We start from the raw sequence: 14,776 nt of genomic DNA, 5'->3' as shown, positions 1-14,776 counted from the left end.
GCCAGTTCATCACTCGTTCAATATTATTCATTTTACTTGTGGGTAAATAAAAGAACGGAAACAACCGGTGCGGTCTGCTGCGCCGCAATTAAGAGAGGCTCTGATAATCCGGTGAAACACCGGAAAGGCCATAACTCCCCATAAAGAGCACTGGCGGAATGGATGAAAGCGGACAGATAAAAAGCACTGCCGGAAAGGAAAAACACGCACAAAAATTTTTCCTGAAATATCGGCGCGATTATGCCCCGAAAGTCAAGTGGCATGGCTCTTGCTTTTCATATTTTCAGCAACTGTTCAGATGCGGAAATTCCATTCGACTTCTGGACAGTGTTTTCAATTTTGTTCTTTGGGGAAGAAGAACCATGCAATCCAAGAAAGACTACCGCACCCGCGAATTTTATGGCTATGGGGCGAACCCGCCAGACCCCGAATGGCCGGACGGGGCAAAAATTGCGGTACAATTTGTCATCAATTATGAAGAAGGCGGGGAAAGCAATATTCTTCATGGTGACAAAGCCTCCGAGCATTTATTATCCGAAATTGTCGGCGCAGTCCCTTGGGAAGGGCAGCGCAACCTCAATATTGAATCCTTGTATGAATATGGCGCACGTGTCGGCTTCTGGCGGCTTTACAGGCTTTTTACCGAAAGAAATATGAAGCTTACAGTATTTGCCGTAGCCAAAGCTTTGGAGCTCAATCCGGCGGTTGCAAAAGCCATGGTCGAAGCCGATTGGGAAATTGCCACCCATGGCTTTCGTTGGCTTGAGTATAAGGATGTTGACGAAGAGGAAGAGCGTTTTCACATTCGCGAAGCGGTACGCATCCAGAAACAACTAACGGGTGAACGTCCATACGGAATCTATCAGGGGAAACCGTCAATCAATACTTTGCGGCTTACCATGGAAGAGGGCGGCTTTATCTATTCGTCAGACACTTATGCCGATGAACTTCCCTATTGGGTGGAAGGCATTGATAAGCCTTTTCTGATGATTCCTTACACATTGGATGTCAATGATATGCGCTTTGCAACCGCGCAAGGCTTCAACAGTGGCGAACAATTTTTCAATTATCTGAAAGACAGTTTCGATGTTCTTTATGAAGAGGGCGAAAAAGGCGCGCCGAAAATGCTTTCTATCGGCTTACATTGCCGCCTGGTCGGCCATCCGGGGCGGGCAAAAGCGCTTGAAAAATTTCTTGATTATGTGGCAGCCAAAAAGTCGGTTTACATTGCGCGGCGAATAGATATTGCCCGCCATTGGCAAAAAGTGCATCCGGCCAAATAAGCCTCAAACAGAATAAGAAAAACCGGAGAACACAAAACAATGGTCGAGCAGGAAAATCATAAAAACCAATTGCACGAGCTTGCCGTTTTAAAAATCGGAAAAGCCGAATTTTCTCCTTTTGGCGATGTAATCGACGTGAGGGAAGAAACAATTGCGCCCGACCAAATGGGTAAAGAAAATAATAGAGGCTCGGCTTACCAAAAAAATCCGGTTATGATCCCGATCAATCAGGGGCGGGCAATCCGCTTCCATGATCTTGCAAAGGTTGAAGCAGAGGGGGAAAAGTCCCGCGTCCTCATCAATGTCTTCCGGTCTCTGCCGATCAGTTTTCCCTTAATCATCGACATGATGGAGCGTCACCCTTATGGCTCGCAGGCATTTCTGCCAGCGGGCGACAATCCGTTTCTCGTTGTTGTGGCAAAGGATGACGGGGGCAAACCTTCCGCCCCTCAAGCCTTTTATTGCCCTTCAGGTGTTGGCGTTAATTATCATAAAAATGTCTGGCATTTTCCGCTTCTTGCACTTTTCAAGACGAGCGATTTCTATGTGGTTGATCGCGGTGGTGTCGAAAACAATCTGGAAGAATATTTTTATAAAGACGAGGCTTGGCAAATAAGCCGGTTGCCGGATTTTGCCAAATGACGGAAAGACTTCGCGAACTTGCGTTTTAAAGAACTTTAATAAGTGGAATATCAGAAGACATAAAAATACAGGCAAACAAATAGAGGGAAATAGGCCCCGTGAAAATTGAACAATTGAACACTCTTAGAACCACCGCTTTTATTGATTGTTTAAGCAGCATTTTCGAGCATTCCCCTTGGGTGGGAGAAAGTGTTGCAGGAAAACGGCCATTTGAAAATCTCGATGCGCTTTATGAAGCTATGGTCGAGGCGGTTCGGCAAGCTCCGGAAGAGTTGAAAGACAGGTTGATTTTGGCTCACCCCGATCTTGCGGGTAAACTTGCCCGTTCATCAAAATTGACGGCGCAATCGGAAAAAGAACAAAAAGGGGCTGGGCTTGATCGTTTAAGCGAAGATGAATTCGATCAATTTCAGAAATTGAATGAAGCCTATCGGGCAAAATTTTCCTTCCCCTTTATTATTGCCGTGCGGGGGCATGGTGGCAAAGCCCATGACAAATATTCCATTCTCGCCAATATGAAAAAGCGGCTGAACAATGATAAAGATGAAGAAAAAGCCACAGCATTAACGGAAATCTTCCGCATTGCGCGCTTGCGGCTTGAAGATCTCATCGATAGCGAGGGATAAATCATGACCGGTTTGACAACCCATATTCTTGATACAGCATCCGGTAAACCGGCTTCCGGCATCAAAATTCAGCTCTACAAGCTTTGCAAAAAAAATGTTCCGGAAAATGAAAATAACGGGACAATAAACAAACCTCATGGGATGGATGAAAAAACGCATTTGGCGGGGGAAGAAACGCAATCCGTCGTCAAAAAATTACTTGTTGAAACAAAGAGCAATCAGGACGGGCGAACGGAAAAGCCGCTTCTTGATGAAAAGGCAATGGAAAAAGGGCAATATGAGTTGCATTTTTTCACTGCTGCCTATTTTTTAAACCAAGGCGCAAAACTTGATAACCCGCCTTTTCTTGATGAAATCATCATCCGCTTTTCAATAGCCGATAACACCGCCCATTATCATGTTCCGCTCCTTGTCAGCCCGTGGAGCTATTCGACCTATCGCGGCAGTTGAAAAATGAGGCCGGATATGCAGTTAAAAAACGGGGCCGAATATTAAAATGAGGCCGGATATTATGACCGGATATTATGAGACGCGCACATCATTCTCGCCGCCACTTTCAGGCACAAGTTTGTGCGCACTTGTTTCAGGCTTGCTGAGTTTTTTTAGCGCTCTTGGGTTTAAAGTTCGTCGTAACGCTTGCCGATTTTCTTTCCGGAAATTGCCCAGAGACAGGATAAAACAAGTGCAAGCAGCATAATGACCGGCGGCTGGACAAGGTTTCGGATAAGCGTATCAACCCAGCCCCAGAATGCATCCGACCCGCGATAGACAAAAGTATCAATAGCGTTTTTGGCACTGAAACGCGAATTTTCATCAACTGCCGAAAAGAGCATTTCACGGGCAGGGCGGGCAAGTGCATATTCTCCCACACGCCGCAATATCATCGCAATTGCAACAATCGGAAAACAATAGAATATGCCGAGCAGGCCAAACAGGATCACCATCATGACAGGCAGGCTCACAAGCAAGAATGTCACGCCGAATTTTCTTGCAATGCGGGCGGTAACGAACATCTGGATAAGAATGGACGAGGTTTGCACAACTGTATCCATAATGGAAAAAAACTGTGTCTGTTCAGCAGGATTGGTAAAGGTAGCCTGAACAAGGCGCGCCTGCGCGTAATAAAGAAAAGTGGTTCCGGCCGAAGTGAAAATGGCATAAACGGCAATTTGGCGGAGGTAAGGCGATTGCACAATGAGTTTCAAGCCAATCCATATGCCGGAATAGGTTTCACTGTTTTCTGTTTCCGACGCGGTCACTCTGGGAATATTTTGTTTCATGTCTTTGCCGCGGCCAAAATTGTTTCGCCAGTTCACAAGCAAAAACCAGAGAAAAAGCGTTGATAAAAACAGCGCTGTCGAAATTAAAAGCAGTCCTGCATAGCCCACTTTTTCAACCATAAATGCACTTATCAGCGGGCCGGTTATGCCACCAAGGCTTGCTCCTGCCGATAGGGGGCCAAACAGGCGCTGTGCCTGTTCTTTGGTAAAAACCTCGGCCAAAAAGCTCCATGTCAGCGAAATAACAAACAGGTTATAAACCGAAACCCAGACAAAGAATGCGCGCCCCACCCAGACATTGCCGCTATTATAATAAAGGCTTATCGTAAAGCCGAGCATCACAAGGCTACAAAGAAGCGTCGAATAGATAAAGAGATTGGTCTTTTTTACTTTCTGGCTGATAAAGCCGAAAACGGGCACAACGAGAAACATGGCGCAAAACGTGGCGGTAAAAAGCCATGAGAGATGATCGACACCACCGGCAATGCCGAATGTTTCCCGCACCGGCCGCAACATGAAATAGCTGCAAAAGACAAGAAAAAGTGTGAAAAAGCCACCTAGAAAAGCAACTGTTTCATGCGCTTTTAGCGCGAACAGACGTTCAAATATATGTTGCAGCTTGTTTATCATTATAGGCCAAGGCGTTTTCGCAATTTATCTGCCGGAAGGTGGGCACGAAAACCCGGCTCGCCGGGGGCAAAAATATGCGCTGTTTCAAGTTTGCCGGTCATGACAGGTTCGCAACCGGTTTCGCGCACAAGTTCCGCCGCAATGTCCAACGCTTTTTCATCGTCACTTGCGATTGGCATGCCAACAGCTTTTATCCTTTTATTGAAACAATCTTCAATGACTGTGGCGTCAACCGCCGAAAAAGCACGGACAAGGCGCACATCCGGCACATATTTTACTGTTTCGGCAATACCATTTTTCTTTGCTTCGATTGAAAGAGGCTCTAAATCTCCTCCCCACAAAGGCGGGTTTGTCGCATCAATAACAATTTTCCCCTTCATTTCGGTGGTAAAATCTTTGCCGATTTCTGGCCAGGCTGAAAACGGCACTGCAACAAGAATAACATCACCAAATTGTGCCGCCTGACGCGGAGTGCCAATTGAAGCTTTTTCGCCAAGCGGGTTTGTCAAGCGTCGCAACTCATCCGGATGGCGCGAAGAAAACATCACCGAATGGCCGGATTTCACAAGGAGGGTTGCAACGGTTCCGCCAAGCGAGCCGGCGCCAATGACCCCGATTTTAAGATTTTTGACATCAGCTTCCGTTTTTGTTGCGGGGCTATCGTTGACTGCATCCGCTTTGGATGAATTTGAAGCTTTACCCGCCGAATTTTCGGTATTTTGTGAAAAAGCCTGCGACAGGGAAAAAATCTCGGCAAGAGACAGAGCCAAAGCGGATTTTAATATAAAACGACGATCAAGAGACATGTTGAACCTTCCTGCCTCGAATCTTCTCGTCCAGAACGGGAAAACTTTCTTGCTCAAATCGGGAAAGCCTTATCAAGTTTTGCAAGATCGTCTTCATCAAGATGAAGAGAAAGTGCGGCGCTGTTTTCACGGCAATGGGCGGGCGAACCTGATTGGGGAATGGAAATGGTAAAATTGTTTCGGATTGTCCAGCCAATTGCGACGGCCGCAGCAGTCATTTGATGTTTTTGCGCAATGTCTTTTAACACCGCGTTTTGCAAAAGCGGGGTTTTACCCGAACCAAGCGGTGAATAGGCCATAATCGGCATAGCGTTATTTTTTGACCAATCGAGAAGGCCTCCTTCAATAGTGCGGTCAACAAGCGAATATTCAACCTGATTGGTTGCGCATTGGTCGCCCTTTTCAAGGCTGAAAAGATCATTCATGTCGTTAACGGAAAAATTGGAAACGCCCCAATCGACAATGGAACCTTCGCTTTTTAATTCTTCAAACGTATCAACCACGGTTTTGAGGTTTGAAATTCCGCCACGCCAATGCAAAAGATAAAGATCCATCTGCTTTAATCCCAAGCGTTGAAGGCTGTTTTTGCAGGCATTGCGAATGTCTTCGGCTTTTGTTGCGTGCGAAGGCATGACTTTTGAAACGATATAAGGCTTTGTTCCGGCCTTTTTGATCACACGGCCAACCATTTCTTCAGCTTTACCGGAGCTATAAAGTTCGGCAGTGTCAATGAGGTTCAAGCCAAGATCAAGACCGGTTGTAAGCGCTTCCTCTTCCTGTTCGAGAGGGCGTTGACCGGCTGCAAGTGTCCATGTTCCCATGCCAAGCGTCGGGATCATCCGGCCGGTTTTAAGACGGATTAAAGGGTTTTTTATAGCTGTGGCTTGTGTATTTGCCGAAATTGTCGGGCTAACCATGAAAGCTGCACCACAGGCGATAGCAAATTGTCGACGTGTTATGTCCATTCTAGCGCCTTTCCTGTTTTTAATGAGTGCAAGTATAATCGAGCTTTCAAAAACGAAAAAGATATTATTGTTCATTTGAACGATGAATGAAAATCATGAATGAACGCGCTCGAAACAGAATTTTTATCAAGCCACGCTTTAGAGGCTGAAAAGCTTCTCATGAGGTCACAAGGTTCTCGAAAATAAGCCACTTCGACAGATGAAAGTCTCGAAATTCTGTTTAATTGCAGCGGCAATCAGAGCAAACAATAATCAGAATAACTTTTTTAAATAAATCAAAAATGTAGCATATGTTGAAATATAAAAATATTTATTTGAAAGAAACATATGGTCTGATGACCTGATTAAAATCCGAGATTATTTTATATGCCTCTTCCTGAGTTTTCAAATTAGAAAAGGATAATATTAATCCACTCAAATCTTTTCTTTCTATTTGCCGGTTTGAAATGCAGCCAATTCCAAAATTTTCTTTTTGTGCAATTTTCATTAATTCCAGATCGTTACACTCAACGCGATTTTTGCATAGTAATAATGTATTAAGTCCGTGATTGAAATTTTTTACATGAAATATATCGGAAACATATCTATTCAATGCATTTTGTAAAAATATTTGTCGTTTTTTATAATTAAGCCTCATTTTGTTCAAATGTTTGGCAAAATTACCAGAATCCATAAATTCTGATAATACAGATTGATTTAATATTGGAAATCCATCTATCCATCTTTGATAAAAATCGGTTATTTTTGGAACCATATATTTTGGAACAATAAAATAGCCTAGTCTTAGGTCAGGATTAATTAATTTACTGAAACTACCGATATAGATCATATTGGCGTTTCTATGATTATTAAGACTAGCAAGAGCCGGTAGTGGTTTATTATCATATCTGAATTCACTATCGTAATCGTCTTCTATTATAAATGTACCGTTTTTCTCCGACCAATCTAATAAGGTGTTTCGGTTATCATCTCCAAGGACGTAGCCGAGGGGGCTTTGATGATTGGCTGTGACGATAATAAATTTAACATCAGGATGGTTTTTTAAAGCATCAGAAATTTGCATTCCGTTATGATCGACAGGAACGGGTACAATATATGCATCCGAGCTTTTAACAATATCCAAAGTGGGAGGAAAACACGGGTCTTCTAAAAAGACTGTGTCTTCCGGTTCACCAAGCGCTTGCATGAGCAAATTTAAAGCTCCGCGAAAGCCGCTACTGATGAAGACCTGATCGGGTTCACAAACGATTCCACGGGACAGCCCGACGTAACGGGTGATGCTTTCTTTTAACTTTTTAAGCCCTGTTGAATGCGGATAAAACAGTGAATTATGCGTTTCAGCAATCTTTCGCTTTAAAAGACCACTCCAATATTTTGCGGGAAATAAATCAATGGCCGGTAAACCGATCTGGAGCTTTTTGAAGGCCGTTCCTTCCGCATAAATGGACCGATGTTTTACCGAATTGGTCTTAGTCTTTTTTGACGAGCTTTCAGGGGCGAGGGAATGGCTTGCAACATATGTGCCGGCAGGCCCTCTGGAGACGAGATAACCATCTCCAATGAGGCGACTATATACGCTTTCGACGGTGTTTTTTCCAATCCCCAGTTCACGCGAAAGAGCCCTGATCGAGGGTACGCGCTGTCCTATTTGAAAAGTACCGCTATCGATTAATGCAATGATCTTTTGGTAGAGCCTATCACCAATTCCTGCGCGGGACGACTTGGGCGAATAGCTTGTGCCCGTCAATTTTACGTCTTTAAGCCCGTTTGACATTCGTTTCCTCGCCGTCAGAAACATTCATAACAATCGATTTTAGAAAGAATATATATTCGCATTGAATGGGTCAAACCGGTGAAGAGTAGCGCGAAAATTTTAAACATGAGCGAGAGCGGATTTTTCTGCCCGACTTTGATTTTACTGACTTAAACGAATTATAATCATGACGAGGCGACCCACGGCTCATCACAATCCGGTTTCCCGTCATCGGTTGAAAGTAAAGACATTCTTCAAGAGGTCGGCATCATGAGTTTAACGAATGGCAGAGGGGTTGGCGGGACAATGTCGTTTTCATAAGAAAAATGAACGCATGTTTGATATTTTTCGCATATGTTTTTGCAAAAAAGAAAAACAAAACATGTCTGATTGATACCCGGACGCGCCCGAAGAAGTGACGCCCGAAAAAGCGTAGAAAAAGCCGTTTTCTATTTTTCATGCGGTAGCAGAATTATTAATACGGTAGTAGACGCCATCAAGAGCACAGCCTACCGCGTGCCAGAGTGAACTTTCTTATTCAAGCGATCATTCTTGGACCATAGGTTTTTGGACCAAAGAAGTGGTTCATGCAGCAAAGAGCGCTCTTATTTTATTCTCGATCACATCCAACGTCTCCGCATCTTTTGCAACGGCTGTAATAATACCGGGACAGTTGGCCAAGTCGGTGGTCAAAGGGATTGGACTATTGTCACCGAAAAAAAGTTTTACAGTGGAAACACCCGGAATAGATTGGAAATCTCTGATCAAGCGTGACGTATCGGTGACATGTCTATCCGCTTTTTCATTTATCAAAAAGATGATACGCCCGTTTGTTCCAAGAATTGCGGGTTTTGAATTGAAGTTATCCGAGCATACAGAAACGGCTGTCTCGAGCAATCCGTTACTATAGCACTCGTTGAACAAAAGCGGGGCAATGCCGCCGTGTAATCTCGCTCCGACTTCAACCATCACCGGACCTGTCTTTGTCCATATGAGTTCCAAATGAGCCGGCCCATATTCGATAGCAACAGCTTTGATGCACTCAACAGCATAGGACAATAACGGTGCATAGTCCTTGATTGTCAGGTCCAGAACCTCCAGCGCTTCATAAACAAAATGGCTGTTATTATGCGTTCCTTTTCTGTACCGGCATAAACTACAAACTTTTGTCACTCCTTTGAAGGAAACGAGATCAACGACATATTCATCGCCCGTCAGTCTTTCTTGCAGGAGAAATGACGTGTTTTTCTGGCCAACGGCATTTGTTCTATCCCAGTCGATTTCTTTGATGTGCTGCTTCACTTCATCAGGGTTTTCAAAAAACAGAACATCATCGGTTAAACAGGATTCGTTCGGTTTCAATACATATCCGGCTGGAGACGAAAATATAGGGAAATCCTTCATTTCCCGAGTGATCTCGATTGTCTTGATATGTTTTAATCCATTGATTTTGAGGCGCTTCTGCATGTCAATCTTGCTACGGCGCCAATTTGTATGATGCACGTCATTGCCTGGAACGCCGAAATAATCGGCAAGCGCTTCTGTGCAGTAGACACCCGTTTCAGCGCCGCATAAGACCGCAAACACATCGTTAGAACCGAGCTTTTCTTTAATTTCGTCAGCCGAATATAAATTTTTGTCGAAAAAACCTTCACCGGTAAAACTATTCGCAAATTTGGGGGGAAGATTTGGGTCAGACTGTATACAATAACACAAATATCCAAGTTTCGATATTAAAGGGGCATAGAGAGCGCCGGTTGACATTGGATCAACAATAATAACGCAATTTTTATTCATTCCGTTGCTCCCGATGAACTTCTGACTAAGACTATCCAAACAAACATGATCAGGGCGACAGCGGGGAAAAGATAAATTGCCGAATAAGCCCCAAGAACGGCCTTACCCGTTAGAATTCCAAAAACCATCGGCCCGATGGACTGCGCTAAAGTATACATAAGCGCACTAACGCTACTTACCTGATCGGCCTCGTTGTCACTGCTGGTCTTATCGATGACTGTTTTACGTGCGTGAATGCGTATGGTGTTTATTGAAAAGCCGATAAATAAACATGCGACGATCGCCATATAGGGATGCCAGGAAAGGGTAAAAATCAAATCCGCAAGAAGGAGCGTTATTGCCGGTATCAAAAACCGGAACCAGCCAAGGTTTACAAATGCTGCCGAGAAAGCGCCAAGGCCAGCTACGGCACAGCATAAGCCAAAATATTCGCTGTTCAAATTTTTTACTTTTTGAAAAATGATCGGTGTAAGTACGTTGAATGCGCTAATATGAAGCCCCACCAAGGCAATGACGATACAAAGATAAATCAAACTTCTGGGGAGAGGCTTTCCTGAAAAATGAGCTGGTCGATTTGCTTCCTCAATTGTTGGTCCGGATTTTTCGGAAAAAATAAACCGTGCCGTTGCGCTGACGATGATGTCGAAAATACATATCAGCGCGATCAGCTTATTATAATTTAGAAACAATAACAGATATCCACTCGCCATCGCTCCGAAAAAGGAACCGAGCTGAACGATTGTCTGCATCGTTCTCGATGCCATTTGCGAGCTGATGTATCCCTGAAGAACAAGCTTTGTGTTTGCCGCTTCCAGTACTGTCAGTGTGAGTAGGGAAAGATAACCAATGCAAAGCGATGTGATGATAAAACCTATCCACGTGTCGGCAATAGAAAATAGGCTTTCCACCAATATCACCGCGAATACAATTATTCTTCGAAGATAAAGGCCGGCTAAACTTATCGATTTCTGCTCGTAACCACGTGCCAATTTTTTTAAGATTAATGGAAATATCACCCCTATCGAGAGTATGCAGCCAAGGAATAATGGTGAATTTGTAACCCGAAGAGAATTCCAGATATTGGCGAGTAACAGCACCATATCGGAAAAATAGAGAAGGACGAGCACTGAATAAAATCTGTAGGCATGTGGATTCATAATTTCCATGACAGCGCTCGAGGTCAAAAAGACAAGAAACAGATCTTTACGTTTGTTCTGAAGACATATCCCTACAATGCATTTTTTGTGTTCGAAACCGAAAATCGAATGTCACTATCAAATTGTCCCGATATGTCCCTATCGCAGTCAAAGAGTTTGCGACATTGTCTCATTCACAGAATTTGAGAATGGTGACGCATGTTTGACTTTGGCAAATCGTCTACGCAAAGGCGGGGCATTTTTTTTGCTAAAGGGGGAATATATTTTGCTAAAGTCAGTTTAGCTATCAGCTATCTTTCGGCTGTATTTGACCGTTTCGGTTTTTGGGGTCATTTCGGTGAAACAGGTGTTTCATGGGGCTCGATGACCCAATTTTTCAAACATGTCTCAATCCTGTGTCCCTGGGCTCCGGAAAACATGATTCCTGTTATTGGCTGGGTGGTCACAGTTTTAGAGGCAGTCATCGCTTTATCATATATTATCAACGCAAATAACAAATTCATTAACATTGCGAATATATTTATATTAATATTATTTATTATAAGTATGTCATTTTTTCAAAGTATAAAAATGATGATTAATTTTAATGTTATAGTTTGTTTTGCACTTTCGTTATTAATATATTTTGCAGACAATAATGAGAATAAGGAGAAGAGAATATGAAAAATCTTAGGCTGAAATATTTTGAACTATCACCGGAGCTCATGAGTGGTTTTAGAGCCGTGAAAGTCGGCCTTGAAAATAGCGTTGTCGGACAAAAATTGATTGAACTGGTCTATCTTAGAGTTTCTCAAATCAATGGATGCGCATATTGCCTCAATCTCCATACAAATTCCCTGCTAAAAGATGGTGAAACACAGCGCCGCATAGCGGAAGTGGCCGGTTGGCGTGTGAGTGACCAATATTCTGAAAAAGAACAAGCAGCACTGAACTGGGCCGAGCAGTTAACAAACATATCGACAAGCCACGCCGATGACGAGTCCTACGAGGCATTAAAAAAGGTCTTTAGTGACAAAGAAATATCAGACCTTACATTTGCAATATCGCTTATGAATGGAATGAACAGACTTGCCATTTCTATGCGGCAGTGACCTCTATTAAGGACAATGTCGAACAGTTGTGTAAAGGAACTCATAAGTCATTTTACGGATTTTAGTTGAGGCGCTGGTCATCTCTTTTCTAAAGCTTTAAGCGCTTAATCAGGATAGAGACGAGATCTATCTTGAAACAGAAATGACCAGCGTTTGAGCAAAAGGTCTATAAAAGCTTTTGATTAAATTCTTTCCATGAAGACTTTAAAAGCATTGTGGAATGGTATTGAGACGATAATATTTATAAAAAATACGTTGTTTTTATTTTGTTGAATTTTGTTTTGCACGAATTATTCATTTTTAGCACTCGATAATTTATTTTTAAGACCCGTTCCGATTAATAGAAAAATACATTTTGATATACTTGGTGAATCAGCCGAGAAATTTGCGTTTTCTTCAAGTATTGCGGATAGCCAGACTTGATCTAACAAACATTGAAAGACGTGAAAATATCAGAATTGTCGACGCAAACTTCATTTCTCATTTGAAGATGGAAGTTGTCCGATCGTATCTTGGACTTACTGGTTTTCGGGCGATGATATAGGAATGACTTGCTATTGTTCGGGAGCGATCGGGATTCCTCACGCTGTAACATGTCAACATAAACAATTTTTTGATGGTAAGTGTGAACACGTGCTCGGGCTTGTTCGGAAACAGATTTGATTAAACTTAACCGCCATGCGCCCCGACAAACGCTTAAGATCTTTTGGTAGTATCTGTTCAAAATAGGCTTTGGTGCCGCGCAAGGATTGTGCAGAAGTGTTGATCTGTTCGAACTTGATGGCTGAGGTAAGCGGGTGAATGTGCATGAGAAAATCTGTCTCGGACTTTTGCCAAGGAGCGGGATGAAAAGCGAAGATCGGGTTGATAAGTGAAGATAGCAAGATCGTCTCGCACCTTATAAACAGACGACGACCAATAGAAGATTCAGAAGTCGTATTTCTCTTCGAAATGTGCTAATTCGGATTTATTTGGGTGGAGGAGCAATTCAGTGGTTAAAAATACAGACAAACCATTCGAACCTGTGTTTGCTGTTTTGGATTATGTTGCCAGTTCTCTCAGAGCTGTCTCTACCACTGAAATTTCAGAAGAACCGGAACGGCCACTGGATAAAACTAACCGAATTGTTGCCAACCTCGTAGCACAAGAAATTTTACGCTGTGTAGAAGACGTAAGACAGAGAGTTATCGGTCCGGTTCTTGATCTCGAAACGGGCTTTGCTCGCCGAAAGGTTGCCGACCATATTGTATTTACGGATTACGCCGAAATCATTGAAAAAAACATAGCTGAAACATTTTTTAAATCACCGAAAACCGACCGTGCGCGCGAGTTTTTAAGCCAGATCGTTCATTAAAAAGAGCTATTATCATGACACTACAATTACGAACTGAAACGGATACATTGGGAACTGTAACTGTACCTGCCACAGCCTATTACGGGGCTCAGACAACGAGAGCGATAAACAATTTCCCGATTTCAGGACAACCCATTAGCCGTTTCCCTGATTTGATTAAAAGTCTCGCCTATATCAAGTGGTCGGCAGCGAAAGTGAATATGCGTCTTGGACTGCTTGATCGAAAAAAGGGAGAAATTATTTGTCAGGTTTGTGACGAAATCATCAAGGGCGATCATCTCGACCAGTTTCCTATTGACCTTATCCAAGGGGGAGCCGGCACATCCACCAACATGAATATGAATGAGGTCATCGCCAATCGCGGCCTTGAGATCATGGGCAAAAAGAGGGGACATTATCAGGCACTTCATCCCAATGATGATGTCAACATGTCACAGTCGACAAACGACGTTTATCCGACAGCCGTGCGTCTGGCCATCTTGTTCACTCATGAAAGACTGGTGAAATCCATTTCTGTTTTATGTGCGAAGTTCAAGGAAAAAGGCGTCGAGTTCAAAGACATAAAGAAGGTTGGACGCACACAATTGCAGGACGCCGTTCCTATGACGCTGGGTGAAGAGTTTCAGGCTTTCGCTTCTACACTCGAGCAAGACATCAACCTCATCAAACAAGCCGTTTTACTCGTTCAAAAAGTCAATCTTGGCGGAACAGCCATTGGAACCGGCATCAATGCGAAGCCCGAATATCAAAAATCAATTGTGGAAGAACTGTCTGAAGCAACAGGGCTATCACTCGAGCAGACACCCGATAAGATCGCGGCAAGTTGGGACATGGGCGCTTTTGTTTCGATTTCAGGTGCTTTGAAACGGACTGCAATCAATTTATCGAAAATATGCAATGACCTGCGTTTGCTTTCAAGCGGTCCACGCGGCGGTCTCCATGAAATCAACCTTCCGGCAATGCAACCCGGATCGTCAATCATGCCCGGTAAAATCAATCCCGTTATTCCGGAGGTCGTCAATCAGACGGCTTTTCTGGTCATGGGCAATGACCAGACCATCACACTTGCCGCTGAAGCCGGACAATTGCAGCTCAATGCAATGGAGCCGGTCATTGCGTTCAAAATTCTGGAATCAATGGAATTCATGTCTAATGCCATTCATATACTTGCTGAAAAATGCGTTGCAGGGATAACGGCGAACAAAAATGTCTGCCTTGAATTTTTGGAATCCAGCACGGCAATGGTCACGGCCATGTCACAACAAATAGGCTATGAAAAGGCTGCACAACTGGCTAAGGAAATTATTCAAAATGACCTGAGTTTTTCAGAGGCACTTGAAAAGCATAAGGAAATAAATGCTGAAAAATTCATCTGAAATACGTTTATGAAAA

14 protein-coding genes are annotated in these 14,776 nt (G+C 43.4%); 8 read left to right on the top strand and 6 right to left on the bottom strand.

The features are described from left to right. Nucleotides 1-362 precede the first annotated feature (362 nt). From puuE to uraH, 4 genes are all read left to right on the top strand, one after another. Nucleotides 363-1,283 (top strand): allantoinase PuuE, encoded by a 921-nt coding sequence (gene puuE / locus H3S83_RS09565; RefSeq protein ID WP_198239709.1) that lies wholly within the window; start codon nt 363-365, stop codon nt 1,281-1,283. A gap of 39 nt (nt 1,284-1,322) precedes the next feature. Then, the gene (locus H3S83_RS09560; RefSeq protein ID WP_198239536.1) at nt 1,323-1,925 is read left to right on the top strand and encodes an ureidoglycolate lyase; all 603 of its coding nucleotides are present in this window, start codon (nt 1,323-1,325) and stop codon (nt 1,923-1,925) included. A 98-nt stretch (nt 1,926-2,023) separates the two neighbouring features. After that, entirely contained in the window at nt 2,024-2,551 is a 528-nt protein-coding gene (gene uraD, locus H3S83_RS09555; RefSeq protein ID WP_198239535.1) for a 2-oxo-4-hydroxy-4-carboxy-5-ureidoimidazoline decarboxylase, read from the top strand. 3 nt (nt 2,552-2,554) lie between these two features. After that, nucleotides 2,555-3,001, top strand: a complete 447-nt coding sequence (gene uraH, locus H3S83_RS09550) for a hydroxyisourate hydrolase (protein ID WP_198239534.1) — start codon at nt 2,555-2,557, stop codon at nt 2,999-3,001. A gap of 167 nt (nt 3,002-3,168) precedes the next feature. On the opposite strand, the gene H3S83_RS09545 is transcribed toward uraH, so the two are convergent. The 6 genes from H3S83_RS09545 to H3S83_RS09520 form a co-directional block, all read right to left on the bottom strand. Beyond that, the gene (locus H3S83_RS09545) at nt 3,169-4,461 is read right to left on the bottom strand and encodes an NTP/NDP exchange transporter (RefSeq protein ID WP_198239533.1); all 1,293 of its coding nucleotides are present in this window, start codon (nt 4,459-4,461) and stop codon (nt 3,169-3,171) included. After that, on the bottom strand, nt 4,461-5,267 hold the full coding sequence (locus H3S83_RS09540; RefSeq protein WP_198239532.1) for an NADPH-dependent F420 reductase: 807 nt from the start codon (nt 5,265-5,267) through the stop codon (nt 4,461-4,463). The genes H3S83_RS09545 and H3S83_RS09540 overlap by 1 nt, the downstream gene beginning before the upstream one ends. Nucleotides 5,268-5,320: 53 nt before the next feature. Further along, on the bottom strand, nt 5,321-6,232 hold the full coding sequence (locus H3S83_RS09535) for an aldo/keto reductase (protein ID WP_198239531.1): 912 nt from the start codon (nt 6,230-6,232) through the stop codon (nt 5,321-5,323). A gap of 310 nt (nt 6,233-6,542) precedes the next feature. After that, a complete protein-coding gene (locus H3S83_RS09530) occupies nt 6,543-8,006 on the bottom strand; it encodes a PLP-dependent aminotransferase family protein (protein WP_198239530.1) in 1,464 nt (487 codons plus the stop codon). A 564-nt stretch (nt 8,007-8,570) separates the two neighbouring features. Beyond that, nucleotides 8,571-9,782 (bottom strand): ATP-grasp domain-containing protein, encoded by a 1,212-nt coding sequence (locus tag H3S83_RS09525; RefSeq protein WP_198239529.1) that lies wholly within the window; start codon nt 9,780-9,782, stop codon nt 8,571-8,573. Then, nucleotides 9,779-10,948, bottom strand: coding sequence for a hypothetical protein (locus H3S83_RS09520; RefSeq protein WP_246741740.1), 1,170 nt, complete (start codon nt 10,946-10,948; stop codon nt 9,779-9,781). The genes H3S83_RS09525 and H3S83_RS09520 overlap by 4 nt, the downstream gene beginning before the upstream one ends. Before the next feature lie 189 nt (nt 10,949-11,137). On the opposite strand from H3S83_RS09520, the gene H3S83_RS09515 reads away from it, so the two are divergent. From H3S83_RS09515 to H3S83_RS09500, 4 genes are all read left to right on the top strand, one after another. Then, nucleotides 11,138-11,602, top strand: coding sequence for a hypothetical protein (locus H3S83_RS09515; protein WP_198239528.1), 465 nt, complete (start codon nt 11,138-11,140; stop codon nt 11,600-11,602). Next, the gene (locus tag H3S83_RS09510) at nt 11,599-12,030 is read left to right on the top strand and encodes a carboxymuconolactone decarboxylase family protein (RefSeq protein WP_198239527.1); all 432 of its coding nucleotides are present in this window, start codon (nt 11,599-11,601) and stop codon (nt 12,028-12,030) included. Before H3S83_RS09515 ends, H3S83_RS09510 begins: the two co-directional genes overlap by 4 nt. 991 nt (nt 12,031-13,021) lie before the next feature. Continuing rightward, complete coding sequence (locus H3S83_RS09505; protein ID WP_198239526.1) at nt 13,022-13,384, top strand: hypothetical protein; 363 nt, start codon at nt 13,022-13,024, stop codon at nt 13,382-13,384. 14 nt (nt 13,385-13,398) lie between these two features. Next, nucleotides 13,399-14,760, top strand: coding sequence for an aspartate ammonia-lyase (locus H3S83_RS09500; RefSeq protein WP_198239525.1), 1,362 nt, complete (start codon nt 13,399-13,401; stop codon nt 14,758-14,760). The last annotated feature ends 16 nt before the right edge of the window (nt 14,761-14,776 follow it).

Origin of the sequence: Bartonella sp. W8122, from assembly GCF_016102485.1 — a bacterium.
Taxonomy (GTDB): Bacteria; Pseudomonadota; Alphaproteobacteria; order Rhizobiales; family Rhizobiaceae; genus Bartonella; species Bartonella apihabitans.
This window is presented reverse-complemented; position numbering and strand designations above follow the sequence as displayed.